Source organism: Altererythrobacter sp. B11 (assembly GCF_003569745.1).
Lineage (GTDB): Bacteria > Pseudomonadota > Alphaproteobacteria > Sphingomonadales > Sphingomonadaceae > Croceibacterium_C.
In genome coordinates, this window is sequence record NZ_AP018498.1 from 246,107 (window position 1) to 270,942 (window position 24,836).

The 24,836-nt window shown below is 65.6% G+C and carries 24 protein-coding genes and 1 riboswitch; of the genes, 10 read left to right on the forward strand and 14 right to left on the reverse strand.

Annotation, left to right across the window (positions count from 1 at the left end; genetic code table 11):
• Positions 1 to 115: 115 nt before the first annotated feature.
• On the forward strand, positions 116 to 463 hold the full coding sequence (locus AEB_RS01095) for an arsenate reductase (RefSeq protein WP_119081431.1): 348 nt from the start codon (positions 116 to 118) through the stop codon (positions 461 to 463).
• Here the strand turns inward: AEB_RS01095 and AEB_RS01100 are convergent.
• Entirely contained in the window at positions 456 to 1,346 is an 891-nt protein-coding gene (locus AEB_RS01100) for a bestrophin family protein (protein ID WP_119081432.1), read from the reverse strand. The two genes, AEB_RS01095 and AEB_RS01100, sit on opposite strands and share 8 nt — an antisense overlap.
• A gap of 6 nt (positions 1,347 to 1,352) precedes the next feature.
• A complete protein-coding gene (gene ubiG, locus AEB_RS01105; protein ID WP_119081433.1) occupies positions 1,353 to 2,090 on the reverse strand; it encodes a bifunctional 2-polyprenyl-6-hydroxyphenol methylase/3-demethylubiquinol 3-O-methyltransferase UbiG in 738 nt (245 codons plus the stop codon).
• Between the two features lie 60 nt (positions 2,091 to 2,150).
• On the opposite strand from ubiG, the gene AEB_RS01110 reads away from it, so the two are divergent.
• The 4 genes from AEB_RS01110 to AEB_RS01125 all read left to right on the forward strand — a co-directional run bounded on the left by AEB_RS01110 (position 2,151) and on the right by AEB_RS01125 (position 6,785).
• Positions 2,151 to 3,419, forward strand: a complete 1,269-nt coding sequence (locus tag AEB_RS01110) for an aspartate kinase (RefSeq protein WP_119081434.1) — start codon at positions 2,151 to 2,153, stop codon at positions 3,417 to 3,419.
• Positions 3,420 to 3,546: 127 nt separating this feature from the next.
• On the forward strand, positions 3,547 to 4,557 hold the full coding sequence (locus tag AEB_RS01115) for an NAD(P)H-dependent flavin oxidoreductase (RefSeq protein ID WP_119081435.1): 1,011 nt from the start codon (positions 3,547 to 3,549) through the stop codon (positions 4,555 to 4,557).
• 26 nt (positions 4,558 to 4,583) lie between these two features.
• Positions 4,584 to 5,984: an aldehyde dehydrogenase gene (locus AEB_RS01120; protein ID WP_119081436.1), complete on the forward strand. Its 1,401-nt coding sequence runs from the start codon at positions 4,584 to 4,586 to the stop codon at positions 5,982 to 5,984.
• A gap of 6 nt (positions 5,985 to 5,990) precedes the next feature.
• Positions 5,991 to 6,785, forward strand: a complete 795-nt coding sequence (locus AEB_RS01125) for a glutathione S-transferase family protein (RefSeq protein ID WP_119081437.1) — start codon at positions 5,991 to 5,993, stop codon at positions 6,783 to 6,785.
• Here the strand turns inward: AEB_RS01125 and AEB_RS01130 are convergent.
• The 3 genes from AEB_RS01130 to ligM form a co-directional block, all read right to left on the reverse strand.
• Positions 6,777 to 7,340 carry a TMEM165/GDT1 family protein gene (locus AEB_RS01130; RefSeq protein ID WP_119081438.1) on the reverse strand — a complete coding sequence of 188 codons (564 nt, stop codon included), beginning with the start codon at positions 7,338 to 7,340 and terminating at the stop codon, positions 6,777 to 6,779. The two genes, AEB_RS01125 and AEB_RS01130, sit on opposite strands and share 9 nt — an antisense overlap.
• Before the next feature lie 89 nt (positions 7,341 to 7,429).
• A riboswitch (yybP-ykoY riboswitch) is annotated at positions 7,430 to 7,543 on the reverse strand.
• A 39-nt stretch (positions 7,544 to 7,582) separates the two neighbouring features.
• On the reverse strand, positions 7,583 to 8,266 hold the full coding sequence (locus AEB_RS01135; RefSeq protein WP_119081439.1) for an alpha/beta fold hydrolase: 684 nt from the start codon (positions 8,264 to 8,266) through the stop codon (positions 7,583 to 7,585).
• Between the two features lie 145 nt (positions 8,267 to 8,411).
• On the reverse strand, positions 8,412 to 9,812 hold the full coding sequence (gene ligM, locus AEB_RS01140) for a vanillate/3-O-methylgallate O-demethylase (protein WP_119081440.1): 1,401 nt from the start codon (positions 9,810 to 9,812) through the stop codon (positions 8,412 to 8,414).
• 107 nt (positions 9,813 to 9,919) lie between these two features.
• On the opposite strand from ligM, the gene AEB_RS01145 reads away from it, so the two are divergent.
• On the forward strand, positions 9,920 to 10,327 hold the full coding sequence (locus AEB_RS01145; protein ID WP_231958842.1) for a VOC family protein: 408 nt from the start codon (positions 9,920 to 9,922) through the stop codon (positions 10,325 to 10,327).
• Here AEB_RS01145 and AEB_RS01150 read toward each other — a convergent pair.
• The 6 genes from AEB_RS01150 to AEB_RS01175 all read right to left on the reverse strand — a co-directional run bounded on the left by AEB_RS01150 (position 10,324) and on the right by AEB_RS01175 (position 16,317).
• Positions 10,324 to 11,223, reverse strand: a complete 900-nt coding sequence (locus tag AEB_RS01150; RefSeq protein WP_119081443.1) for a TauD/TfdA dioxygenase family protein — start codon at positions 11,221 to 11,223, stop codon at positions 10,324 to 10,326. The two genes, AEB_RS01145 and AEB_RS01150, sit on opposite strands and share 4 nt — an antisense overlap.
• A gap of 18 nt (positions 11,224 to 11,241) precedes the next feature.
• Positions 11,242 to 12,249: a zinc-dependent alcohol dehydrogenase family protein gene (locus AEB_RS01155; protein ID WP_119081444.1), complete on the reverse strand. Its 1,008-nt coding sequence runs from the start codon at positions 12,247 to 12,249 to the stop codon at positions 11,242 to 11,244.
• Between the two features lie 28 nt (positions 12,250 to 12,277).
• On the reverse strand, positions 12,278 to 13,057 hold the full coding sequence (locus AEB_RS01160; protein WP_119081446.1) for a glutathione S-transferase family protein: 780 nt from the start codon (positions 13,055 to 13,057) through the stop codon (positions 12,278 to 12,280).
• A 4-nt stretch (positions 13,058 to 13,061) separates the two neighbouring features.
• Positions 13,062 to 13,808, reverse strand: coding sequence for an SDR family NAD(P)-dependent oxidoreductase (locus AEB_RS01165; RefSeq protein ID WP_119081448.1), 747 nt, complete (start codon positions 13,806 to 13,808; stop codon positions 13,062 to 13,064).
• Between the two features lie 25 nt (positions 13,809 to 13,833).
• Positions 13,834 to 14,706 (reverse strand): amidohydrolase family protein, encoded by an 873-nt coding sequence (locus tag AEB_RS01170; protein WP_119081449.1) that lies wholly within the window; start codon positions 14,704 to 14,706, stop codon positions 13,834 to 13,836.
• A 96-nt stretch (positions 14,707 to 14,802) separates the two neighbouring features.
• Positions 14,803 to 16,317: an aldehyde dehydrogenase family protein gene (locus AEB_RS01175; RefSeq protein WP_119081451.1), complete on the reverse strand. Its 1,515-nt coding sequence runs from the start codon at positions 16,315 to 16,317 to the stop codon at positions 14,803 to 14,805.
• Between the two features lie 244 nt (positions 16,318 to 16,561).
• On the opposite strand from AEB_RS01175, the gene AEB_RS01180 reads away from it, so the two are divergent.
• A complete protein-coding gene (locus AEB_RS01180) occupies positions 16,562 to 17,671 on the forward strand; it encodes a 5-methyltetrahydropteroyltriglutamate--homocysteine S-methyltransferase (protein ID WP_119081453.1) in 1,110 nt (369 codons plus the stop codon).
• 77 nt (positions 17,672 to 17,748) lie between these two features.
• On the opposite strand, the gene AEB_RS01185 is transcribed toward AEB_RS01180, so the two are convergent.
• The 3 genes from AEB_RS01185 to AEB_RS01195 all read right to left on the reverse strand — a co-directional run bounded on the left by AEB_RS01185 (position 17,749) and on the right by AEB_RS01195 (position 22,229).
• Positions 17,749 to 20,199, reverse strand: coding sequence for a TonB-dependent receptor (locus tag AEB_RS01185; RefSeq protein ID WP_119081454.1), 2,451 nt, complete (start codon positions 20,197 to 20,199; stop codon positions 17,749 to 17,751).
• A 156-nt stretch (positions 20,200 to 20,355) separates the two neighbouring features.
• Complete coding sequence (locus tag AEB_RS01190; RefSeq protein ID WP_119081456.1) at positions 20,356 to 21,495, reverse strand: amidohydrolase family protein; 1,140 nt, start codon at positions 21,493 to 21,495, stop codon at positions 20,356 to 20,358.
• A 35-nt stretch (positions 21,496 to 21,530) separates the two neighbouring features.
• Positions 21,531 to 22,229, reverse strand: a complete 699-nt coding sequence (locus AEB_RS01195; RefSeq protein WP_119081457.1) for a nuclear transport factor 2 family protein — start codon at positions 22,227 to 22,229, stop codon at positions 21,531 to 21,533.
• A 73-nt stretch (positions 22,230 to 22,302) separates the two neighbouring features.
• On the opposite strand from AEB_RS01195, the gene AEB_RS01200 reads away from it, so the two are divergent.
• The 3 genes from AEB_RS01200 to AEB_RS01210 all read left to right on the forward strand — a co-directional run bounded on the left by AEB_RS01200 (position 22,303) and on the right by AEB_RS01210 (position 24,797).
• Entirely contained in the window at positions 22,303 to 23,238 is a 936-nt protein-coding gene (locus tag AEB_RS01200) for an SDR family NAD(P)-dependent oxidoreductase (protein ID WP_119081459.1), read from the forward strand.
• An 87-nt stretch (positions 23,239 to 23,325) separates the two neighbouring features.
• Positions 23,326 to 24,186, forward strand: a complete 861-nt coding sequence (locus AEB_RS01205; RefSeq protein WP_119081460.1) for a dienelactone hydrolase family protein — start codon at positions 23,326 to 23,328, stop codon at positions 24,184 to 24,186.
• A gap of 167 nt (positions 24,187 to 24,353) precedes the next feature.
• Positions 24,354 to 24,797 (forward strand): DUF4168 domain-containing protein, encoded by a 444-nt coding sequence (locus AEB_RS01210; RefSeq protein WP_119081462.1) that lies wholly within the window; start codon positions 24,354 to 24,356, stop codon positions 24,795 to 24,797.
• Positions 24,798 to 24,836 lie beyond the last annotated feature (39 nt).

The following is a 24,836-nucleotide window of genomic DNA, read 5'->3' on the forward strand; positions in this document are numbered from 1 at the left end:
TCGCGGCATTTTGCCCGCTGTTCGGGGCACTTTTGCGGGCGGGGATTTTTCTCCTACGAACCCTGTTCCAAGGTGTTCCAGCGTGTTTCAGCGCAACGACAGAAAGGCCCCCGGCATGACCATCCACGTCTTCGGCATTCCCAATTGCGACACGGTGAAGAAGGCCCGCACATGGCTCGACGGGCAGGGGCTCGAATACCGCTTCCATGATTACAAGAAGGAAGGCGCCGATCCCGCGCGGCTGCGGTCATGGATGGAGGCGAAGGGGTGGGAAGTGCTGCTGAACCGGCGCGGCACGACCTTCCGCCAATTGCCGGAAGGCCAGAAGGCCGGTCTCGATGCGGAGAAGGCCGTGGCGATCATGCTGGAGCACAATTCCACCATCAAGCGGCCGGTGGTCGAATATCCGGGCGGGCTGCTGGTCGGCTTCGACGCCCGGGAATGGGGCGCGGCGCTCAGCTGAGATAGAAGGCGCGCGGGCGCAGCGGTTCGGGCGGTTGTTCGCCCAGATGCGGCGCCAGGCTGATCTCCACCGTGCGGCAGATCGCATCCAGCGGCAGGGCGTTGGGCGTGTTGCCGAAGGGGTGACTCAGATCCTCGCTCACTTCGGCGAGGCCGAGGAAGACATAGGCGACGATGCCCACGAACAGCGGCGTCAGCCAGCCCACCGCATCGGCCAGCGCCAGCGGCAGCAGCAGGCAATAGAGGAAGGTCGTGCGATAGACGAGCAGCGAATAAACATAGGGCAAGGGGGTGCCCAATATGCGCTCGCACCCCGCCTGCCGCTCGGTGATCGCGGCGATCCGCTCCGTCAGCGTGCGGGCGCCGAAGCCGTCGAGCAGGCCATTCGCGTGGGCGCGCGAAAGATCGGCGGACAGCGCATCCAGCGCGGCGCAGGGCGGATGCACGGCGTCGGTGAACTCGCGGGCCAGCGCCGCCACCTGCGGATCGTCGCGCAACCCGCGCAGATTGGCGCGATGCAGATGGAGGAAGGCCAGCGAAAGGCGGATCGCCCGTTGCTGCACCGCCGGATCGGCAATGAAGAACTGAACCTCGCGCGCGAAATTGCGCAGATCGGCCACCAGCCCGCCCCACAGCTTGCGCGCTTCCCACCAGCGTTCATAGGCGGCGTTGTTGCGGAAGCCGAGGAACAGCGACAGCGCCACGCCGAACACGGTGAAGGGCGTGCTGTCGATGTCGGGAATGCCGCCGGTATGGCCATGGGCCCACACGATGCCCGCGGCGAACAGCATCAGCAGGATCACCTGCGGCGCGATCACCGGCACGATGGAGCCGCGCAGCGCGAAGGCCAGCTCCAGCCAGCTCGGCTTGTCGCGCAGGATCATGCCGCCTCAGGCGTGCCGCGCGGTGACGATGTAGTTGAGCGAAAGATCGCGCGACAGATGCAGGCCTTTCAGCGGAGAGAAACCGATCCCGGTCGGCTCCCCCATGGCGAGCCCCGCGCCGGCGAGCAGCTCGCCCAGCTCCTCCGGCGTGATGAAATCGCTCCAGCGGTGGGTGCCGCGCGGGATCATGCCCACGGCCTCCGCCCCGTCCACCAGCAACAGGCGCGAGGCGAGCGTGCGATTGGGCGTGGACAGCACCATCAGCCCGCCGGGCGCGAGCCGCGCGGCAAGATCGGCGGCGAAGGCGGGCTTGTCCGCCACATGCTCGATCACTTCCATCGAAGTGACGAGATCGAACTGGCCGATGTCCAGCAAACCCACCTCGCCCGCCATATAGCGGATATCGAGCCCGGCGCCTTCGGCATGGAGCGCGGCGGCTTCCACATTGGCGGGGGCGGCGTCCACCCCCGTGACCTCCGCGCCGAGCCGGGCGAGCGGTTCGCACAGCAGGCCCGCGCCGCAGCCGATATCCAGCGCGGAGCGGCCCGCCAGCGGGCGCAGCGATTCGCCATCCTGCGGCCAGTGCCGGTCGATCGCATCGCGAATATAGGCCAGCCGCACCGGATTCAGCCGGTGCAACATGGCCGAAGAGCCCTGCGGATCCCACCAGTCCTTCGCCAGCGCGCCGAAATGCGCCGCCTCCTCCGGCCGGATGGTTGCATTTGCGACAGTTGCATCACCCATTTGAGCCTCCTAACAGCGCGCGGGGTTCTAGACCAGAACCCGGACGGCAGGAGCACAGCATTGGCGCGGATCGTGATGAAATTCGGCGGCACTTCAATGGCCGGGACCGAGCGGATTCGCCGTGTCGCCAATATCGTGCGCCGGCAGCAGGCCGCCGGGCACGAAGTGGCGGTGGTGGTTTCCGCCATGGCGGGGGAGACGGACCGGCTGGTGAATTTCTGCCGCGAAGCCAACCCGCTGTATGATCCGGCGGAATATGACGTGGTGGTCGCCAGCGGGGAACAGGTGACCAGCGGGCTGCTGGCGCTGACCCTGCAGGCCATGGGCTGCAAGGCGCGCAGCTGGCTGGGGTGGCAATTGCCGATCCTGACCGAGGAAGCCCATGCCAAGGCACGCATTCACGAAATCGATTCTGCAGCGCTGCTGGCGGAAATGGGCCGCGGCGTGATCGCGGTGATTCCCGGCTTCCAGGGCGTGGGCGCGGATGGCCGCATCACCACGCTGGGCCGCGGCGGTTCGGACACCTCCGCCGTGGCGGTGGCGGCGGCGATCGGCGCCGACCGCTGCGACATCTACACCGATGTGGACGGCGTCTATACCACCGATCCGCGGATCGTGGCGCGGGCGCGCAAGCAGAAATATGTAACCTACGAAGAAATGCTGGAGCTGGCCTCGGTCGGCGCCAAGGTGCTGCAGACGCGCTCGGTCGGCCTGGCCATGAAGAGCCGCGTGCGGGTGCAGGTGCTGTCGAGCTTTATCGATGATGATGCGCCGCCGGCGGACGATCTTCCCGGCACGATGATCGTCTCCGACGAGGAAATGGAAGGACTTGAGATGGAACGCCAGCTTGTCACCGGCATCGCGCATGACAAGAACGAGGCCAAGGTGATCCTCACCCGCGTGCCCGACCGGCCCGGCGCGGTGAGCCATATCTTCGGCCCGCTCGCCGATGCCTCGATCAATGTCGACATGATCATCCAGAACGTCGGCCGCGACAAGGGCGAGACGGACGTGACCTTCACCGTCCCCAAGGCCGATCTGGCCCGCGCGCAGGCGCTGCTGGAGGACAAGCGCGGGGTGATCGGCTACAACCGCATCATCACCGATGGCCATGTGGCGAAGGTCTCCGTGGTCGGCGTGGGGATGAAGAGCCATGCCGGCGTCGCCGCCACCATGTTCAAGGCTCTGGCCGATCGCGGCATCAACGTGCAGGCGATCTCCACCTCCGAGATCAAGGTGTCCGTGCTGATCGACGAGGATGAGACGGAACTGGCAGTGCGCGTGCTGCACACCGCCTATGGCCTGGATGCGGAGGAAGAGGCGGCCTGAATCGGCGAAGGCGTCGTTGCCCAATGGTGGGGGCGTCGCCGCGCCCGACATATCCTCGCGCACGCGGATCCGCTTCCGCTTCGCTCGCCCACTTGCCGCGCGGCACGCCGCACACTAAGCGCGCGGCATGACAGATTACCCACTGACCGCGGCACTGATGGCACGCGGCACGGAATTCCTCGGCAGCCGCTACGCCATCCTTTGCGGGGCGATGAGCTGGGTTTCCGAACGCAACTTGGTTTCGGCGATCAGCAATGCCGGCGGCTTCGGCGTGATCGCCTGCGGGGCGATGTCTCCCGAACTGCTGGATGCGGAGATCGCAGGCACCAAGGGGCTGACCGACCAGCCCTTCGGCGTGAACCTCATCACCATGCATCCGCAGCTGTTCGAGCTGATCGAAGTCTGCGCGCGGCACGGCGTGGGCCACGTGGTGCTGGCCGGGGGTATCCCGCCCAAGGGTAGCGTGGAAGCGATCAAGGCCTTCGGCGGCAAGGTGATCGTGTTCGCCCCCACGCTGGCGCTGGCGAAGAAGCTGCTGCGCTCGGGCGCCGATGCGCTGGTGATCGAAGGCATGGAGGCGGGCGGCCATATCGGCCCCGTGTCCACCAGCGTGCTGGCGCAGGAATTCCTGCCCGAATTGGCCGATCAGTTCCTCGTCTTCGTGGCGGGTGGCATCGGCCGGGGCGAGGCCATTGCGGGCTATCTGGAAATGGGCGCGGCCGGCGTGCAGCTCGGCACCCGTTTCGCCTGCGCGAGCGAAAGCATCGCCCATCCCGATTTCAAGAAGGCCTTCTTCCGCGCCAGCGCGCGCGATGCGGTGGCCAGCGTGCAGGTGGATGCGCGGCTGCCGGTGATCCCGGTGCGCGCGCTGCGCAACAAGGGCTCCGACCTGTTCACCGCCAAACAGCGCGAAGTGGCCGGGCTGCTCGATGCCGGCGGAGTGGAAATGGCCGAGGCGCAGCTGCAGATCGAACATTACTGGGCCGGCGCGCTGCGCCGCGCGGTGATCGAGGGCGACGTGGAGAACGGATCGCTGATGGCGGGCCAGTCCGTCGGCATGGTGAAGCAGGAAGAACCCGCCGCGACGATCATCGCGGCACTGATGCAGGAAAGCGAGGCGGCGCTCGCACGCCACTAAGCGGCTTTTGAGAGAGGACGACGAGAATGGAATTCCAGCGCATGAACCCCGTCACCGGCGAGGTCGCCTCAAGCGCGCAGGCCATGCAGCCGGGCGATATCCCGGCCATCGCCGCCCGCGCCCAGGCCGGGTTCGCCGAATGGTCGCGGCAGGGCCCCAACGCCCGCCGTGCAGTGCTGATGAAGGCAGCCGCGGCGCTGGAATCCAAGAAGGATGCCTTTGTCGAGGCCATGATGGGCGAGATCGGCGCCACCGCCGGCTGGGCCATGTTCAACCTCGCTCTCGCGGCTAGCATGGTGCGCGAAGCCGCGGCGCTGACCACCCAGATCAATGGCGAGGTGATTCCCTCCGACAAGCCGGGTTGCCTGGCCATGGCGCTGCGCGAGCCGGTCGGCGTGCTGCTGGGCATCGCCCCGTGGAACGCGCCGATCATCCTGGGCGTGCGCGCCATCGCCGTGCCGCTGGCCTGCGGCAACGCCGTGATCCTGAAGGCAAGCGAGCAGTGCCCGCGCACGCACGCGCTGATCGTGGAAGCCTTCCAGGAAGCCGGCTTCCCCGAGGGCACCGTGCAATCCGTCACCAATGCCCCGGCCGATGCCGGCGAGGTGGTCGGCGCGCTGATCGACGCGCCGGAGGTGAAGCGCATCAATTTCACCGGCTCCACCGCCGTGGGCAAGATCATCGCCCGCCGTGCGGCCGATCATCTCAAGCCCGTGCTGCTGGAACTGGGCGGCAAGGCGCCGCTGGTCGTGCTGGAGGATGCCGATCTGGACGAGGCGGTGAAGGCCGCGGCCTTCGGCGCCTTCATGAACCAGGGGCAGATCTGCATGTCCACCGAACGGATCATCGTGGTCGAGGCGGTGGCCGATGAGTTCGCCGCCCGCTTCAAGGCCAAGGTCGGCGCCATGCCGGTGGGCGATCCGCGCGCGGGCAACACGCCGTTGGGCGCGGTGGTGGATGCCAAGACGGTGGCGCATTGCATGAGCCTGGTCGAAGACGCGCTGGCCCAGGGGGCGGAGCAGCTGACCGGCGGCGAGACGACGCAGAACGTGCTGATGCCCGCCCATGTGATCGACCGCGTGACGCCGGCGATGAAGCTGTTCCGCGACGAGAGCTTCGGCCCGGTGGTGGGCATCGCCCGCGCGCGGGACGAGATGCATGCGATCGAACTCGCCAACGACACCGATTACGGGCTCTCCGCTTCGGTCTTCACGCGCGACATTGCGCGCGGGCTCAAGATCGCGCGGCTGATCCAGTCCGGCATCTGCCACGTCAACGGCCCGACCGTGCATGACGAGGCGCAGATGCCCTTCGGCGGCATGAAGGCCTCTGGCTATGGCCGCTTCGGTGGCAAGGCCGGGATCGACGCCTTCACCGAAATGCGCTGGATCACGGTGGAGACGGAGCCGGGCCACTACCCGATCTGATCGCCCATGCTCGAGTTGTGGCATCACGGCTCCTCGGTCTGCGCCGCCAAGGTCCGGCTGGCGCTGGCCGAGAAGGGCGTGGAGTGGACCGGGCATTATGTGGACATCCTGGCTGGGGAGCAGTTCGACCCTGCCTTCCTCGCCATCAATCCACGCGGTGCGGTGCCTGCAATCCGCCACGAGGGCGCGATCATCACCGAAAGCACGGTGATCTGCGAATATGTCGATGAAAGCTTCCCCGGCCCTGCGCTGAGGGCGTCCACGCCGCTGGGCCGGGCGCGCATGCGGATGTGGACGAAGCTGGTGGATGAAGAGGTGCACCCCGCCGTCCGGCCAGTGACCTATGTCACCACCCACCGCCATGCCATCCTCGCTCGCGGGGAAGAGGCTGTGGAGGAGCATATCGCCAGCGATCCCCACCCCCTGTGGCGCGAACGGAAGCGGCGCTGGATCCGCGAAGGCTTCGCCGCGCCCGACGTGGCCGATGCGGTGGGCGTGTTCCAGCGGCTGGTCCGCAGCATGGATGCGGCGCTGGAGGGACAGGAATGGCTCGCCGGCGAAAGCTACACCCTCGCCGACGGCGCGCTGACACCCTACGCCAACCGGCTCGAGATGCTGGGGCTGGAGGCGCTGTGGCACGACCGGCCGCATTTCGCGCGCTGGTTCGCGGCGGTGAAGGCCCGCCCCAGCTTCGGCCCGGCGCTGTTCGCCTATCTGCCTGACGAGTTGCGAGAGCGGATGCGCGCCGACGGGCGGCGCGCACAGCCCGAGTTCAGGCGCCTGCTCGCGAGCCTAGCCTAGCACCGCCCACAGCATCCACAGGCCGACCGCGATGAACAGGGCGGCGGCGATGCGGTGGACCCAGGTGAGCGAGACCCGGCGCACCAGCGCCTCCCCCAGCAGCACGGCGGGGACATTGGCGATCATCATGCCCAGCGTGGTGCCCGCCGTGACCAGCAGCAGCGACTGGAACTGCGCCGCCAGCGCCACCGTGGCGATCTGCGTCTTGTCCCCCATCTCCACCAGGAAGAAGGCCACCAGCGTGGTGAGAAAGGCGCCGCGGTTCGATTTCGGCGTCTCGTCCTCCTCCAGCCGGTCGGGGATCAGCGTCCACAGGCCCATGGCAATGAAGGACGCCGCCACCGCGACGCGGAACCAGGTGCCCGCCAGCAGATCGGCCACGGTCTGGCCGACGAGGGCCGCGAGGCCATGATTGGCGAGCGTGGCGGCAAGGATGCCGAGGATGATCGGCAGCGGCTTGCGGAAGCGCGTGGCGAGGACGATCGCCAGCAGCATCGTCTTGTCGCCGATCTCGGCAACGGCGACCAGCAAGGTGGAGGTGAGCAGGGCTTCCAAGAAACTTCTCCGGGCCGGGCGACGAACGGACGCAACGACATCGCGCCACCCCGCCCGGCAAGCGGAGGCGCAATGCCATTGGTCTCGCCGGGACGGATGAACCGTCCTCCCCGCACCATGGCCTCTCGGCCAAGTATGTTGACGCAGGAAACCACCCCGAAGGGCGGCGGGCTACTCCCCAGATGACGCCGCGTGCCTAGTGGCGCGCGGCGGAGCGTGCAAGCCCCGATGCGCGCCGCCCCTCAGTCCGCGAGGCCGAGGAGGATGTCGCGCACCAGCTCGGGCCGGTCCTGCATCACGAAGTGGCTGCAGTCCGTCTCGTGATACTCCCAGGCCGCGTCGCCGCGCGCTTTCTCGGCGAAAGGGGGAAAGGGGGAGGGATCGTAGCCTGTCGCGAAGAGATAGGCGCGGCGCGGGATCTTCGCCTCCTCGCCCGTCAGCCGCACGGCTTCCAGCAGGGTGAGCAGCGGGTGCAGGCCGACGCGCCCCGGCATGATGGCGAAGTCGATCGCGCCGATCGGCGGGATGAGGCCGGGATTGAACTTCTGCTGGTCGATATACCAGGCATGCTCGAAGGGGCCGGTGATGTCCCACAGCGACTGCCCGTCTTCGGGCAGGAAGGCGTCGAGATAGCAGATCGCGTCGATCCGGGCGCCGAGCCGAGCCGCCACGCCGGTGATGACCATGCCGCCATAGGAATGACCGACGAGGATGAAGCGATCCATGCCCTTGCCGGCGATCTGTTCGCAAACATCGTCGATATGATCCGTCAGCGTGATGCCGGGATGCAGCTCCGGCTGGCGCCGGCCGAGGCCGCGCAGTTCGGCCACCAGCACCTCGTGCCCCGCAGCCGCCAGATCGGCTGCCGTCCGTTCATAGCCCTGGCCGCCGCCCCAGGCCCCATGCACCAGCACGTAATTCACCATTCTCGCCCTCTCTCCGCTTCGCGCTCTTCCGATTTGCGCCCATCCGATTACGCATGCCCCAAAAGCAATGGCCCATGGAACCTTGCGGGTCCATGGGCCATCTTCGGGTGCCCGTTGCCGGGCGCCCGTTGGAGATAACTACCGCTTACTTGCGGCTGGTGCGCCAGCCCTGCGCGTAGGTTTCACGCGACATCTGGCTGTAGGGCACCGGCGAAACGATCGCCTTGACGTTGATCTGCTTGTGCGGCTCGACCGTGGTCTTCTTGGTGCCGCCATTCTCTTCGCCCCACACGACTTCCAGCTCGGTGCCGAGCGGGATCTCGTGATCGACGGTGGCGAGGCTCAGCGCCTTCTTCTCGTTGAAGGAGTAGCCGGTGAAGAGCGACAGGCCGACCGTGTTGCCGCCGGCGTCCACGACCTTGTCGTAGTTGCTGTTGGCGTAGTTGGCGAGCGGCAGGTCGAAGAACTTGTACTGTTCGCCTTCCGGATCGAACAGCGAGCCCATGATCTTCTTCATGTCGTCCGCGCTCCACTCGAGCGTGACCTTCTTGCGCTGCTCTTCCGGGTTGATCTTCTTCAGCGCATCGGCGCCGATGAAGTCATGGTCGAACTTCACAAACGGGCCGTAGCCCAGCTCCCACGGGTTGAGGTAGTAGTCTTCGATCTTGTCGCCGACGAAGGAACCGCCGATGGCGCCGGTCGCTTCGTAGCTGTCGGCACCCAGCCACTGGCGGTAGTCCTTGAGCTCGTCGCCCGTGTAGATCGGGGGCAGCGGGCTGGGGATCCAGCCGGATTCCAGCGTGTTGGAGGGATAAGCGCGCGAGCCGACCGGGATCAGGCCGAATTCTTCGCCAGCCTTCAGGATCTCGTCGCGGATGTAGTCCTGCTCTTCATAGGGGCCCCAGATTTCGAGACCCGGCGAGCCGGCCATGCCGTGGCGCAGGGTGCGCACGGTCTTGTTGCCGATCTTCATCTCGCTCATGTTGAAGAACTTGAGCTTCTCGAGCGTGCCGCCGTTCAGCTTCTCGATCACGTCCCAGGCGCGCGGGCCCTGGATCTGGAAGCGCCAGGAGATGCGCTGCACGGGCTTGCCCATCGGGCGGCTGGGCGAACGCGGATCGTTGATGATCTCCACGTCATACTTGCCCTTCTCGGCCTGGAACATCAGCCAGTTGGCAGCCGGGGCGCGGCCGACATAGACGAACTCTTCCTCGGCCAGCCAGAAGATGATGCCGTCACCGATCACATGGCCATAGGGCGTGGTCGGCACATACTGCTTCGCCTTGTTGACCGCCCAGCCCTTCGGCGAGTTGATCATGGTGTCCGACAGCAGCTTGAGCGCGTCGGGGCCCTTGATGTAGAGGTCGAACATGTGATGCGACTGGTCGAACAGCACGGCCGAGTGCTGCCAGGCCCACTGCTCGCTGCGCCAGTTGGAGAACTCCGGCGCCACGACCGGGTAGACATAGGCGCCGATCTGCGAGTTGCGCAGCTTCGACACGATGTCGGGGGTGTTCTGCAGGATCTGATCGAGATTCTCGGCCATTCAACTTCCTCTCAATTGTGAATGAATCACATATACGAAAATCGTATGCGGCACTTACAATATCTGGCACAGGCTGCAAGCCATAAGAGCGGTTAAGGGAAGGAATCATGCCCATGAAGGTCGAGGCGCTTGACCACGTCAACATCATCACCGATCGGCTGGACGAAACGGCCGATTTCTATGCCGATCTCCTCAGCCTGGAGCGGCGCGACGCGCCCCCGCCGCTGACGCCGCAGAACGCCACCTGGATGTATGATGCGGAAGATCGTGCGATCATCCACATCAACTCGGTCGATTGCCCGCGGGCCTATGATCGCGAGGTCGAACCCGGCCAGCTGACGGGCGCGCTGCACCATGTCGCCCTGCGCTGCAGCGGCTATGAAGCCATGGTGGAAAAGCTCGATGCGCGCGGCGCGGACTACCGGCTCAACCTGGTGGAAGCCATCGGCCTGCGCCAGATCTTCACCGCCGATCCCAACAACGTGCTGCTGGAACTGAACTTCTTCGCCGATTAGGCGGGCACCCCGCCCGCCGTGGTGGTGCGATACATCTCGCGGCGATAGCCGTCATAGTCGTTCGGCCCGAGGTGCAGGACGGAACGGTTGTCCCACATCGCCACCATGCCCGCTTCCCAGCGCAGGCGGCAGGTGAAGCCGTGCTGGGTGATGTGGTGGATCAGGAAATCGATGATTGGCTTGGCTTCGAAGGTGGTCATGCCCTCGATGCCGACGGCATAGGTTTCGTCCACATAGAGCGATTCCTCACCGGTTTCGGGATGCGTGCGCACCAGCGGGTGGAAATGCCCCTTGATCCCTTCCTCGTACCGTTCCGGATCGGCAAAGCTCAGCGCCTTGCCCAGCAGCTTCTGCTGCGTCGCGAAATTGTTGGAGGCCGACATGTGCACGCGCAGCGGGCGCAGCATGTCGCGATAGGTCTTGCTGAGATGGCGGAAGGCCAGCGCACAATTGGCCCAGCTGGTGTCCCCGCCATAGGGCGGCACCTCCACCGAGCGCAGCGTGGTGACGCTAGGCGGTTCGGCGAGGAAGGGCGAATCGGTGTGCCACCCGCCGCCGAAGATGGCGCTGGCCCGCGTGTCCGCTTCCTTGATGATCGGATGCACATCGCGGTGGCCGGGCAGGCCGCCGGTATAGGCATCCACCGCGAAGGGGCCAAGCCGCGCGGCGAAGGCCTCATGCTCCGAATGGCTCAGGTGCTGATCGCGCAGATACAGCATCTTGTGATGCCACAAGGCGCGCTGGAAATCCGCGAAGGCCGCATCCGACAGATCCGTCAGCCGCACCCCGGTGATCTCTGCACCGATCGCGCTGGTCAGCGGGACGGCGGTGAAATATTCGCTCTCGAACGGGTGGTTCGAAAACTCGCCGCTCGGCGATACGCGCACTTCCCACATGGCGAGGTGTCCTTTCGCTCAGTCCAGCTCGATCACGGTCTTGCCGAAACTGTCCGGCCCCCAGGCATGGGCATAGGCTTCCTTGGCCTCGGCAAAGCCGAAGCGCGCCCCAACGGCGGGCTCGATTCCATTGGCGTCGATCGCGGCGTTGAGGCTCTTCGCCATCGCCGCCGAGCCGACGAAAATGCCGCGCAGCGATCCGCCGGTCATCATCAGCGCGCGGGGATTGGGGCCGCCCTCGGGCGAGAGCACGCCGATGAAGGCCACCTCCCCCTGCGTGCGGAGCGCGGACATGGACTGTTCCGCGGTGCCGGCACCGCCCACTTCCACCACCTTGTCCACCCCGCCGAACTCACGCGCGACATGCGCGCCCCATTCGGGCGTCGCCTTGTAATTCACGCCATGCGCGGCGCCCATCGCCTTCACCCGCTCCAGCTTCTCGTCGCTGGAAGAGGTGGCGATCACTTCGCAGCCGCCCGCGCGGGCCAGCTGCAGCGCCAGCATGGAGACGCCGCCGGTGCCGAGCACCAGCACCCGCATGCCGGGCACCAGCGCGCGCGGCCCTTCGTAGAGCGCATTCCAGGCGGTCACGCCAGCACAGGGCAGGCAGGCGGCCTGCGCGAAGTTCAGCGTTTGCGCCAGCGGCACCACACCGCTGGCAGGCAGCACCACATATTCGGCCAGCATGCCGGGGGACATGCCATCGCCCAGCGCCGGCCCCATGCGCGGCGGCCCTTCCACCCAATAGGGGAAGAACGAGCTCTGCACCCGGTCCCCTTCCTTGAGGCCGGTCACGCCAGCGCCCAGCGCGGCGATCTCCCCCGCCCCGTCCGACAGAGGCGTGGCCGGCGCCTTGAGCGCGCCACCGAAATACTGGCCCGCGGCCACGGCGAAGTCGCGGTAATTGATCGACCAGGCGCGCATCCGCACCAGTACCTCGCCCGGGCCGGGTTCGGGCGTGGGCTGATCGTCTAGATAGAGCTTGTCGAAACCGTCGGAGCCGGCCGGCAACATCCATGCACGCATCTTCACATCTCCCAGGTTCGAAACAGGTTCACTCGCGCCCGTCGCCACTCCACGTCCGCAGGCCGGGCTGGGTGCGATCCTCGCTGTTCAGCGCCGCCTGCACCGCCGGGCGTGCGGACATTGCATCGCGCCAGCGCACCAGGTTCGGATAGGTTTCGTTCACTTGCAAATCGGGGAACATCCGATCCGCCATCACGCCGCAATGGGCGTAGAAATTGATGTCCGCCAGCGTGTAGCTGTCACCCGCGAGCCAGCGCGTCTGTGCCAGCTGCGCATCCACCTTGCCCAGCGCATAGACGATCTTGTCCTTGGCATTGGCCAGATCGGCCTCGCTGAAGCCGGAGCGGGCGGTGCGCCATTTCTTGCGCTGGTCGGGCAGCGGAACGTGGCTCATCAGCTCTTCGAAGCGATCATCCTCGATGCTCTGCGTCACCACGCGGATCAGCCGGTGCCAGCCATGCATGGAGACATGGTTCATCACCTGCTCGTCGACGAACTTGTTCCAGTAGCGCATCCGCGCAGCTCCGGCGGGATCGCGCGGGCGCAGCGGCCCATCCGCCGGATTGGCATCGGGGAAGGCGTCTTCCAGATATTCGTTGATGACGGTGGTGTGGGTCACGATCGTGCCGTCGTGATCCAGCACCGGCACCTGCCCTTCCGGGTTGATCGCCACGAACCAGTCCGAATGCTGTTCGAAGCGGTGCAGATCGACATAGACGCTTTCGTAGTCGAGCCCCTTCTCCTTGAGCGGGATCATCGACTTAAGCGAATTCGCCAGCGGTTCGGCGTGGTAATATTTCAGCGCCATCGCGTCAGACCTCGATGCTTTCCAGCACGCCGCCATCCACGGCCCAATCCTGCCCCGTCACATGGCTGGCCGCGTCGGACAGCAGGAAGGCAGCGACCTCCGCCAGTTCTTCCGGCGTGCCCATGCGCCGCTGCGGGATGCGGGCGTCGATCTTGCCCTGCTGCTCCGGCGGGATGCGGTCCAACGCCTCGGTGCGGATAAAGCCGGGGATGATGCAATTGCAGCGCACATTGTGCGGCGCCATCTCCACCGCGATCGCGCGGGAAAGGCCCAGCACGCCATGCTTGGAGGCAACATAGGCGGGGTTCATCGCCATGCCGCGCTTGCTGCCCATGCTGCCCGTCACCAGGATCGCGCCCTTCTTCGCCGCGATCATCGGCGGCAGCACCTTCTGGATCGCCCAGAACACGCTGGTGAGATTAACGCGGATCGTCTCCTCGAAGACATCTGCCGGGAAGGACACGGCCGGGGTGAAGCCGCCGGTCAGCCCGGCATTGGCGAACAGCGCCTCCACCGGGCCGAAATGCGCGGCGGCAGCATCCAGGGCCGCTTCCAGCTGCGCCTTGTCACCCACATCGGCGGTGAAGCCCGCCGCCGCATCGCCGATCGCGCCGACTTCCCGGTCCAGCACATCCTGGCGCCGGGCGAGCATGGACACGCGCGCGCCGCGGCCGGCCAGCATTTGCGCAGTCACCAGGCCGATGCCGCTGGACGCGCCGGTTACGACGATGTGCTTGCCGTTGAAATCCATTCCTGTCCTCTCCCGCCCGCCTGTTTCAGGTCAGGCCAAGCAGCTTTGCTGCATTGTCCTTCATGATGCCCGGCATCACCTCCTCACGGAAGCCCACCTCCTTGGCGGCGGCGATCCATTTGTCGGGATGGATGAGCGGGAAATCGCTGCCGAACAGCATCTTATGCTTCAGCTGCGTGTTGGCGTACTGGATCACCTGCTTGGGGAAATACTTGGGGCTCCAGCCGGACAGGTCGATGTAAACATTGGTCTTGTGCAGGGCCATGGACAGGCTCTGGTCCACCCATGGCCAGCTCGGATGGGCGAGGATGAACTTCATGTCGGGGAAGTCCACCGCCACATCGTCGATCAGCATGGGCTCGCCATATTTCAGGCGCATGCCGCCGCCGCCGGGCATGCCGGTGCCCATGCCGGAATGGCCGGTGTGGAAGATCGCCGGCAGCTTGTACTCGTTGATCACTTCATAGATTGGATAGGCGGTGCGATCGCCCGGATGCGCGTTCTGGGCGATGCCGTGGAACTTGAAACCCTTGACGCCATAGTTCTCGATCAGGTCGCGCGCCTCGCGCGCGCCGTATTTGCCCTTGTGCGGATCGATGCTGGCGAAGGCCATGCAGATGTCGTCATTCTTGGCGGCCATTTCGGCCACTTCGTAATTGCTCACCCGCTTGGCGCCCATGCCGCTTTCGGCATCCACGGTGAACAGGCACAGGGCGATGTTCGTTTCGCGATAGAGCTCGATGATCTCGGGCATCTTCGGCCGTTCGCGCGGCGCCTTGAAATAGGCGCTGGCGGCATCGAAGAACTGCCCCATCACCGGATCTTCGGGATCGTGGCAGGAGATCTCCGCATGCACGTGGACGTCGATGGCGCGGATCTTGGAAAGGTCGATGGGCATGAAGCGAACCTGCTGTGAGCGTGACTTTGACAAACGCTAAACACGACATGGCCCGCCCCGGCAATGCCGAAGGCGGGCCACGCGCGGATCAGCCGGTCACAGCTTCATGATGACCGACTTGGTTTCCATATAGGCTTCCAAGCCCAGGCGGCCCTGTTCGTGGCCGATGCCGCTTTCCTTATAGCCGCCGAAGGGCAGCGCCGGATCGATCATCGCGTGGCAGTTGATCCACACCGTGCCCGCCTGCAGCTTGCTGGCGATGCGATGCGCGGCGGAGGCATCCTTGGTCCACACGCCGGCGGCGAGGCCAAACTGGGTGTCGTTGGCGTCCTTCACCACTTCGTCCAGATCCTCGAACCGCTGGGCGACGACCACCGGGCCGAAGATCTCCTCGCGAACCACACTCATCTGCGGGTTCACATCGGTGAGGATGGTCGGGTTCACGTAATAGCCGCCATTGCTGCTGGGGCTGTCGCCGCCCATCAGCACGCTGGCGCCATCGCGCTTGCCGGCGTCGATATAGCCGAGCACGCGCTCATGCTGTTCCTTCGACACCAGCGGACCCATGTGGCCTTCGGGGTCGAGCGAGGCGCGCGGGGCCCAGAAGTTCGCCGTCTCTGCCATGCCTTCCACGACCTTGTCGAACACGCTCTTGTGCGCATAGAGGCGGCTGCCGGCCACGCAGACCTGGCCGGAGTTGAAGAAGATCGCCTGGCTCACGCCCGGGGCGGTCTCGGCGATGTCCACATCGGGCATCACCACCACCGGGCTCTTGCCGCCGAGTTCCAGCGTGACATGCTTGAGCGTGTCGGTGGCATTGCGGTTGATGAGCTTGCCGATCTCGGTCGAGCCGGTGAAGGCCACCTTGTCGACATCGGGGTGCTTCACCAGGCGGTCACCACCGGTATGGCCATAGCCGGTGACGATGTTGACCACGCCCGCCGGCACGCCGGCTTCGTCAATCAATTCGGCCAGGCGGAGCGCGGTGAGGCTGGTCTGCTCGGCCGGCTTGAGGATGGTGGTGCAGCCCGCCGCCAGCGCGGGGGCGATCTTGAGGCAGGCCATCAGCAACGGGAAGTTCCACGGTACGATCTGCGCGCAGACGCCCACCGGCTCCTTCAGCGTATAGGCGAACATCATGCCGCCGGGCATGGAATAGGGCGGCAGCGTCTCGCCGCCGGCCTTGCCGGCCCAGCCCGCCATGTAGCGGAAATGCGCGGCGGCGCCGGGCACGTCGACCACGGCGGCCATGCCCTTGGGCTTGCCCACGTCGATCGCTTCCAGCTCGGCCAGCTCGTCGGCATTGGCTTCGATCAGGTCGGCGATCTTGTGCATGATCCGCTCGCGCGCGATCGGGGGCATGTCGCGCCAGCGGCGATCGTCGAACGCGGCACGGGCCGCGGACACGGCCCGGTCGATGTCCTTGTCGGTCGCTTCCACGAATTTGGAGATCACCTTGCCGGAGGAGGGATCCTCCACGTCGATCGTGGCGTCGCCGCTCGAATCCACCCATTCGCCGTTGATGAACAGCTGCGGCTTGCGCGCGAGGAACGCCTTGATCGCCGGCGAATATTCCCGCTGGGTGCGATCGATGGTGGTAACTTCGTTCACTGTCGAGGTCCTTTCCCGAAACGACTCTTTACGGCCAGACTAGCAGCGCCACGGGCCGGTGCCTATGGCCATGATGCTAACGGCCGTTACGATAGCCCGGCCCGCCGCAAGCTGTCGAGAGCGAGGGCCGCGCGATTGCTGTTGCGGTGGCGGCGCCGCGCGCTATCTATATTCGCGTCAGTCGAGCGCGAGCCCGCGTTATGACCCTGGCTTAGCTGAATTTTCGCCGGGACAGGACATTTCCATGACTACCAAGCTGCCTTCGCGGGCCGATCATGTCGGCTCCTTTCTACGCCCCCGCCAGGTCATCGAGGCGCGCGAGCATCGCGCCGCGGGGAACGTCGATTATTCCGAACTGCGCGCGATCGAGGACGAAGCGATCGCCGAACTGGTCAAATGGCAGGAAAGCCTCGGCCTCCAGGCCATCACCGATGGCGAGTTCCGCCGCTATTTCTTCCACACCGATTTCCTCCTGCAGCTGGCTGGCGTGGAGGAGCGCGGCGGGCTGAAGAAGGCGTTCAAGAACGATGCCGGCAAGGATGTGCAATTCGCCCCGCCGGTGATGGTGGTGACCGGCAGGATCGAGCATGTGAAGCCGATCCAGCTGGCCGATTTCAACTATCTCAAAGGCCTCGTGTCGCGCACGCCCAAGGTGGCGATCCCATCGCCCACCATGCTCCATTTCCGCGCCGGGCGGGCGGGCATCCCCGAGGATGTCTATCCGACGATGGACGAGTTCTATGCCGACGTGGCCGCCGCCTATCGCGCCGAGGTGGACAGCTTGGCGCAGGCCGGCTGCCGCTACCTGCAGATGGACGACACCAACCTGGCCTATCTGTGCGATGACGAGCAGCGCGCCGATGCGGCGAAGCGCGGCATGGATCCGGATGCCACAACGCGGCAATATGCGGCGCTGATCAACGAGAGCTTCAAATCGGCGCCGGCCGACATGATCAGGGCGATCCACCTGTGCCGCGGCAATTTCCGCAGCAGCTGGGCGGCCGAAGGCGGCTATGAGCCGGTGGCCGAGATCATGTTCAACGAGCTCGATATCGACGCCTTCTTCCTCGAATATGACGATCCGCGCTCCGGCGATTTCGCCCCGCTGCGCTTCCTGCCCAAGGGCAAGACGGTGGTGCTCGGCCTCGTCACCACCAAACTGGGCGAGCTGGAAAGCAAGGACGACATCAAGCGCCGGATCGAAGAGGCGGCGAAGTTCGCGGACATCGATCAGCTGGCGCTCAGCCCGCAGTGCGGCTTCGCCAGCACCGTCCACGGTAACGACATCACCACCGAACAGCAGGCCGACAAGATCCGCCTGTGCGTGGAAGTGGCCGAGGAGGTGTGGGGCTGACCGCCCTCACCGCATAGAGGACCAAAGAAAAGGGCGGCCACTGGCCGCCCTTTTCCGTTTCAGTTCAGATCGTCGGATCAGAAGCGCTTCTTGGCGGTGACCGCCCATTCGCGCGGCCGGCCCGGCAGCGCCGTGGCGAAGCCCGCACCCGCGCGGGTCAGGTCGAACAGGCTCTGCAGGTAGTACTTGTCGAACAGGTTGGTCACTTCCACCCCGATCTCCAGGTCCTCGTCCTCGTTCTTCCAGGTGAGACGCGCATTGGCGACGATGTAATCGTCGATCTTGTTCGTGTCGGCATTCACCGCGTTGGTGTAGATGTCGCTCTGGTAAGAGGCATCGAAACGCGGCGTCACGAAGCCGGCCGAACCCAGCGGCACTTCATACTGCATGCCGTACGACCACTTCCACTTCGGCGTGTAGGTCGAAACCATGCCCGGCTGGATGCCCGAAGCCGGAATGATGGACCCGGAGATATAGTCGAAGTCCAGATAGCTGACCGAGCCATCGATCATGAAGCCCTCGGCCGGACGGAGCGAGGTTTCCACTTCGACGCCCTTCACATGCGCGTCACCGGCATTGGCGGGCAGGGCGCAGGGCACGTTGAAGCCTGCACCTGCCTGCGGGCAGTTGGTGAGCGACAGCTGGATGTCGTCATAATTGCTGTAGAAGGCAGCAACGTTGAGGCGCATCATCCGGTCGAACAGATCGCCCTTGAAGCCGACTTCATACGATTCCAGCGTTTCCGGCCCGAAGGAGAGAACCTGCTGCGGGTAGAACGGCCGCGGGTTGATGCCGCCGCCCTTGAAGCCGGTGGACCACTGGGCATAGACCGAGATGTCCGGCGTCACTTCATACAGCGCGTTGAGGCGGTAATCGACGCGGCTGTTGTCGTAATTGCCGGTCACGCCGTCCAGCGCGCCCTGCTGCGGGTGGATGTCGCCATCGGGCGTGCGGCGCGAGTAGGTGTAGTCCTTGTGCTCGTCCGTGTAGCGGATGCCGAAGGTCAGCGTCACCGGATCGATCGGGTGCCAGGCCAGATGCGCGAAGGCAGCCTTCGTGTCGGCATTCACCGGATCGTCGCCGATGAACGGCGTCAGGCCGGCGTAGCGCAGCACCTGCGTGGTGGCATAGACCGAGCGCTGATCCATGTAGAACCCGCCCAGCGTGTATTCCAGCGCATCGTCCAGCAGGCTGCCGTTGAGCCGGACTTCCTGGCTGAACGACCAGAAGGACAGGTCGCCCCGGCCGAGGCTGTGCGCCAGCGGCGAGAGATCGTCGTCATTGCTGAACAGCGTGCGATATTCGCGATAGGCGCTGATGGACACGAGCTGCATCGTGTCGTTCAGATCCCAGTCCACCTGGCCGGAAACGCCCCAGCCTTCGAAGCTGGTGCGGCCGTCCACGGTCTGCGCCGCCTGGCCGTTGTCGGCCAGCGACTGGTAGGTGGCGTAGTTGCAATACTCACCGCAGACAAAGCGGCTGTCATAGGGGATGGCTGCGTCATAGGGGTTGATGTCAAACACCCGCGCCGCCGGGTTGGGCGGATAGGGGTAGTTCGGGCTCACCACCGCGCCGGCCGCGTTGCGACGTTCGAGCAACACCGAACCGCCGGTGGTACGATCGTCATTGGTGTAGTCAGCGATGATGTTCACATCCACGCTGCTGCTCGGCTGCCAGCGCAGCTGCCCACGCACGGCCTGGTAGTTGACCTCGCCTTCGCGGGCCAGAACGCAGTCCGAGTTGGACGGCAGGATGCGCGGCACGCCGCCAGCCGGATTGATCGCGCTTTCACCCGCGGGATATACGCAGCCGAAATCCATCCGCTTGATGTAGCCATCCTGCGACTTGGAGACGCCGGAGAGGCGGGTGGAGATCGTGTCCGTCAGGCGGAAATCGGCACTGGCGCGCAGGTCGATTCGGTCACGGATGCCGTAGGTGGCGGAGACATAGCCGGTGTTGGAGCCTTCCGGCCGCTTCGAATAGAGCTTCACCGCGCCGCCGATGGAGTTACGGCCGGCCAGCGTGCCCTGCGGGCCGCGCAGGATTTCCACGCGGTCGAGATCGAGCAGGTCGAACAGCGAGCCCGTGAGCGTCGCGTAATAGACATCGTCGATATAGAGGCCCACGCCCGGCTCCAGCGCCGGGTTGAAGTCATACTGGCCAACGCCACGGATGCTGGCGACCAGCGAGGGGCCATAGGAGCTGCCCTGCGGCTTGAGCGACACGGACGGCGCCTGCGCCGCCACTTCGGCGACGTTGGTCTGGCTGCGCGCGTCGAGCATGGCGCCCGAAACCGCGGTGATCGCCAGCGGCGTATCCTGCAGGTTCTGTTCGCGGAACTGCGCCGTGACGACGATCTCTTCCACGCCCTGCTGAGCGGACTGGTCCTGCGGCGCGGCCTCAGCCGAATCCTGGGCAGCGGGCGCGGCCTGGGCGAAGGCCGGGCTGGCAATCAGGCCAGCGGCCAGCGCACCAGCGCTGACGCAACTTTTGAACGAAAAAACGGGGGCGCGGAAAACCTTCGCCATTTCTAACTCCCATGAACTTTTTGAGCGGCGGCGTATGTGGGGGGGATGCCGTCGCGGCGCCGATAGGCGCGAAAATTCGCCTACGGCAAGCGCTCTGCCGACGAACGCACTACAATCCCCGCCGAGTGATGTAATTCGGTTACATCGGGTGTTGCATCAACGGCCGCCCGGCAGGCGGAACAGCGCGCGCGCGTTGTCTTCCATCAGCATCTTCTTTTCCTCGGGCGTGATGCGCAGCCGGTCATAGACGGCCACCTCGTCGCTCGATTGCTGATAGGGATAGTCCATGGCGTAGAGTACGCGTTCGGGCCCCATCACCTCCATGCAGAACTTGATCGCCGGCTCCCACCCCACGCCGCTGGTGGTGATCCAGATATTGTGATGGAAATAATGGCTTACCGGATGCTGCAGCTTCACCGGCTCCTGCCCGCCGCGCAGGCCGGCGCGGTTATCCGCATTCCCCTGCATCCAGTCGAAGCGGTAGAGATGCAGCGGCATGCATTCGCCCAGATGGCCGATCACCAGCTTGAGCCGCGGGAAGCGGTCGAAGGCGCCGGAGAAGATCAGCCCCATGGTGTGCAGCCACACGTCATGCGGAAACCCGCCCAGCGCGCCGAAGAAGCCGCGCGTCTCGTAATGCGGCGCGTTGAAGGGCGCGGTGGGGTGGATGTAGAGCGGCGCGTCATGCGCCTCCAGCGCTTCCAGAATCGGCCAGTATTCGCGCTCGTCGATATAGCGGCCCTGGAAATGCGAATTGAGCACGGCGCCGTTGAGCTTGAGGTCCGTCATCGCCCGCTCGATCTCGCGCACGGAGCCGGTAACATCGCGCGGGTCGAAGGCTGCGAGCGCCGAGAAGCGATCGGGATGGCGGCGGCAGGCATCGGCGGCGATGTCGTTCGCCTCGCGCGACAGCGGCGTGCCTTCGCCCGGGCGCACCACCTGCACCCCCGGTGCGGTTAGCAGCAGCAATTGCCGGTCGATGCCGAATTCATCCATGTGGGACAGGCGCAGATCGCCCAGATCCTGCAACATGTCCTGCAGGCCCTTCATCCGCGCGAACAGGCCGGCCATGCGCAGCGAATCGTCCCCCGGGGCCTCCCCGCTCTGGAGATAATCCAGTTGCGCCTTCACCAGCGCGGGGAAGGTCCAGGCTTCCTCGGTCGCGATCCGCTTATAGGGCGCGTTGCGATCGATGTGGCCGGCGCGTGGTGCCAGCCCCTCCCGCGTGCGGAGGCTGTAATCCTCGGCGAAATGGCCTTTCAGCCCTGCTTCGCTGCCATCGGGAAGTTTGGGCATGCTGACCTCGCTGTGCCGGAATTAGGGGAAGCGTATCAGGCCTTTTGCTGCCCGGCGAGCAATGCGCCGAAGCGGGGGTGGGCAAAATGCATCGGCACATCGTGGCGATAGGGCCAGGTCTTGCGGATTTCCTCCGCCGGCAGCAGGCGGTCCGGCCCCACCGGATCTTCCGGATAGAGCTTCTCGGCCGGCTGCAGATGGCTGGTCGTGTGGGCCCAGCCATCCTCGTAATTGCCCTGCCACTGCATCTTGTAGTCCAGCCGCTGGATCTTCCAGACGCCGTTTTCGCGCACGTAATCGTTTTCGTAGATGCCGGCTTCCATGAACTGCTGCGGCATGAATTCCTCGCGCGTGTCCTGGAAATCGTCGTGCCAGCCGCCGAACAGCAGGCCGCGGAAGCGGCCCTTGGCGCTCTGCCGGTCTGGCGCCACGGTGATGATATCCTGCATCTGGAAGTGGTCGAGCAGCAGCCCGTCGACCGGGCCAGGGCGGCCGCCGGTGAAACGCCCGGCGATCCAGTCGCCATAGAGCCGCTTCACGCCCGCATGGCCGACATACTCGCCGGAGAGGAACACGACCACGCCGTCTTCCGCGAACAGCTCGGCCACATCCTCCGGCCGGTTGAAATCTATGTAATAGCCATAGGCCCAGTGCAGGCGGCGGATGGCGTTGATGTCTTCCAGCTCGCCAACCCGGTGTTCCAGATTGGCAAGGCGGCTTTCGACATCGCTCATATTCGACTCTCCCGGTTTTCTTGTATGCGGTCCTAACGATCGATAATGTTTTGGCGAGAGGAAAGTGGCTGAAATGAACGAGAATCAAGGCAGCAGGCCATGGGAAGGGCGCGTGGCGTTCATCACCGGCGCGGTGACGGGAATCGGCCTGGGCGTGGCGCAGGCCTTCGCCGATGCGGGCATGCGGCTGGCGCTCAGCTACCGCAATGAGGATGACCGGGCGCGCACCGCCGAATGGTTCGCGGGCAAGGGCTACGAACAGCCGCTGTTCCTGAAGCTGGACGTGACGGACCGGGAAAGCTTCGCCCAGGCGGCACAGCGCGTGGTCGACCATTTCGACGAAGTGCATGTGCTGGTGAACAATGCCGGCGTTTCCGTCTTCGGTCCCACGGACGAGGCGACCTATGACGATTACGACTGGATCATGGGGGTCAATTTCGGCGGCGTGGTGAACGGGCTCGTCTCCTTCCTGCCGAGGATCAAGGCCAGCAGCGGGCGGCGCCATGTGGTCAACGTCGCCAGCATGGCGGCCTTCCTGCCGGGCCCCCAGGCGGGCATCTACACGGCCAGCAAATTCGCGGTGCGCGGGCTGACGGAGAGCCTGCGCTACAATCTCGCGCCGCACGGCATCGGCTGCTCGCTGTGCTGCCCCGCCCTCACCCGCACCAATGCCTGGGCCAGCGCGACCAAGCGGCCGGAACAGTTCAGCGGCAGCGGCTTCGCTCCCGCGCGGGAGGGGGAGCTGGAACAGTTCGGCACCGCCTTCGAGGAAGGGATGGACCCCTATGAAGTGGGCAGCAAGATCCTCGCCGGCATGACCGAGCAGCGCGGGCTCATCCTCACCCACCCGGAACACGGCCCGGATTTCGAGGAAATCCACGAGAAGATGATGGCGGCCCTGCCGCAGGAAGAGGCGCCGGCCGGGCGGCTGCGGATCGAGCAGCTGCGGCGCGACGCGATGAAGGCGGCCGAAGAGGGGCTGGTGATCAAGCTCGACGACCTCACCTGAACCGACCCGCACGGCGTCACCGCCGCTGTTGCGCGAATCCCGCCCTGCGCTATCGTGCCGGGCGGGAGAGACGCAAGGAGGCTGCCAATGTGTGACGAACAGCAACTGGCCCGGATGGGCCGCCTCAATCGCCGCGAATTCGCCGCCATGGGGGCCATCGCCGGGCTCGCCGCCTGCGCACCGATGGACAGCGCGCAGGCGCAGCAGGCGGGGCTGGCCGAACAGGCCGTGAAATTCCCCACGCCGCTGGGCACGATGGACGCCTTCTTCGTCCATCCGGCCGAAGGCAGCCATCCTGCGGTGATCATATGGCCCGACATCGCCGGCCTGCGGGACGCCTTCAAGATGATGGGGCGGCGGCTGGCGGAAGAAGGATTTGCAGTGCTGGTGCTAAACCCTTTCTACCAGGATGCACCGGCCCCGCAATTTGCCGATTTTGAGGATTTTCGCGAGAACGGCGGCTTCCAGAAGGTCGGCCCCTGGATGCAGAAGAACACGCCCGATGCCGTGGCGAAGACGGCGCAGGCGGCGGTTTCCTGGCTCGATCAGCAGGCTGCGGTGGACACCGCCCGCGGCATCGGCACGCAAGGCTATTGCATGGGCGGCCCCTTCACCGTGCGCACCGCCGCCGCCGTTCCTTCCCGCGTGAAGGCCGCCGCCAGCTTCCATGGCGGCGGGCTGGTGGGCGAAGGGCCCGATGCTCCGGTGAACCTCATCGACGACACGCAGGCGAGCTTCCTGTTCGCCATCGCGCAGAATGACGATGCGAAGAGCCCGGGGGACAAGGATGCCCTGCGCAAGGCGGCCGAAGCGGCGGGCCGGCCGGCCACCGTGGAAGTGTTCCCCGGCGATCACGGCTGGACCGTGGTGGATTCCCCCGTTTACGCCAAGGAACCGGCTGAGCGCGCGTGGACAGAATTGCTGGAACTTTACCGCCGCGCACTGTGAGTAGCGAGCTGCCGGGGCGAGAACATTCACGCCCCGGCAAAGCTCCGCCGCGCCGAATAGAAGTCAACCTGCCGACAATCCGGAGCGATTCAACGGCTTTTCTCTACAATACTAGGAACTGCTCTCCACCTCAGTCGTGAACAGGCAACCACTGACGGAGAGAGATTATGAAACTCGCAGCTATTACAGCCTCTTGCCTGCTGCTGGGCAGCACCGCCGCCTTCGCGCAGGCCGCACCCGATGCCACCACGCCGCCGCCCGGCGCCACGCAGCCTGGCTCCGACCCCGCGGCCCCGGCCCCGACCACCTCCGATCCAGCCACGACTTCCGCGGCACCGAGCGCCGGGGCGAGTGCTACGGCGCCGAGCAGCTTCTCGCAGGACCAGATCGATGGTTTCGGCCAGGCCTATGTGAAGATCCAGGATGTCACCGCCGACACGACCATGGATCAGACGCAGAAGCAGACGGCCATGGTGCAGGCAGTGACGGAGTCGGGCATCGACCCGCAGACCTTCAACGCCATCGCCGAAAAGATGCAGTCCGATCCGGCGCTGCATGAAAAGGTTCAGCTGGCGGTTGCCAATGCACAGGGTAGCACCAGCAACCAGTAACGTCCCGCCCGGCCCCGCGCGCAATCGCGGGGCCGGATC

Excerpts from the sequence above, each read along its gene's own strand:
- AEB_RS01145 (WP_231958842.1), top strand. The coding sequence starts at position 9,920 with ATGCCCATGAAGGTCGAGGCGCTTGACCACGTCAACATCATCACCGAT.
- AEB_RS01165 (WP_119081448.1), bottom strand. The coding sequence starts at position 13,808 with ATGGATTTCAACGGCAAGCACATCGTCGTAACCGGCGCGTCCAGCGGC.
- AEB_RS01135 (WP_119081439.1), bottom strand. The coding sequence starts at position 8,266 with ATGGTGAATTACGTGCTGGTGCATGGGGCCTGGGGCGGCGGCCAGGGC.
- AEB_RS01190 (WP_119081456.1), bottom strand. The coding sequence starts at position 21,495 with ATGCCCAAACTTCCCGATGGCAGCGAAGCAGGGCTGAAAGGCCATTTC.
- AEB_RS01095 (WP_119081431.1), top strand. The coding sequence starts at position 116 with ATGACCATCCACGTCTTCGGCATTCCCAATTGCGACACGGTGAAGAAG.
- AEB_RS01185 (WP_119081454.1), bottom strand. The coding sequence starts at position 20,199 with ATGGCGAAGGTTTTCCGCGCCCCCGTTTTTTCGTTCAAAAGTTGCGTC.
- AEB_RS01180 (WP_119081453.1), top strand. The coding sequence starts at position 16,562 with ATGACTACCAAGCTGCCTTCGCGGGCCGATCATGTCGGCTCCTTTCTA.
- AEB_RS01195 (WP_119081457.1), bottom strand. The coding sequence starts at position 22,229 with ATGAGCGATGTCGAAAGCCGCCTTGCCAATCTGGAACACCGGGTTGGC.
- AEB_RS01205 (WP_119081460.1), top strand. The coding sequence starts at position 23,326 with ATGTGTGACGAACAGCAACTGGCCCGGATGGGCCGCCTCAATCGCCGC.
- AEB_RS01170 (WP_119081449.1), bottom strand. The coding sequence starts at position 14,706 with ATGCCCATCGACCTTTCCAAGATCCGCGCCATCGACGTCCACGTGCAT.
- AEB_RS01200 (WP_119081459.1), top strand. The coding sequence starts at position 22,303 with ATGAACGAGAATCAAGGCAGCAGGCCATGGGAAGGGCGCGTGGCGTTC.
- AEB_RS01125 (WP_119081437.1), top strand. The coding sequence starts at position 5,991 with ATGCTCGAGTTGTGGCATCACGGCTCCTCGGTCTGCGCCGCCAAGGTC.
- AEB_RS01115 (WP_119081435.1), top strand. The coding sequence starts at position 3,547 with ATGACAGATTACCCACTGACCGCGGCACTGATGGCACGCGGCACGGAA.
- AEB_RS01210 (WP_119081462.1), top strand. The coding sequence starts at position 24,354 with ATGAAACTCGCAGCTATTACAGCCTCTTGCCTGCTGCTGGGCAGCACC.
- AEB_RS01160 (WP_119081446.1), bottom strand. The coding sequence starts at position 13,057 with ATGGCGCTGAAATATTACCACGCCGAACCGCTGGCGAATTCGCTTAAG.
- ligM (WP_119081440.1), bottom strand. The coding sequence starts at position 9,812 with ATGGCCGAGAATCTCGATCAGATCCTGCAGAACACCCCCGACATCGTG.
- ubiG (WP_119081433.1), bottom strand. The coding sequence starts at position 2,090 with ATGGGTGATGCAACTGTCGCAAATGCAACCATCCGGCCGGAGGAGGCG.
- AEB_RS01155 (WP_119081444.1), bottom strand. The coding sequence starts at position 12,249 with ATGCGTGCATGGATGTTGCCGGCCGGCTCCGACGGTTTCGACAAGCTC.
- AEB_RS01120 (WP_119081436.1), top strand. The coding sequence starts at position 4,584 with ATGGAATTCCAGCGCATGAACCCCGTCACCGGCGAGGTCGCCTCAAGC.
- AEB_RS01150 (WP_119081443.1), bottom strand. The coding sequence starts at position 11,223 with ATGTGGGAAGTGCGCGTATCGCCGAGCGGCGAGTTTTCGAACCACCCG.
- AEB_RS01100 (WP_119081432.1), bottom strand. The coding sequence starts at position 1,346 with ATGATCCTGCGCGACAAGCCGAGCTGGCTGGAGCTGGCCTTCGCGCTG.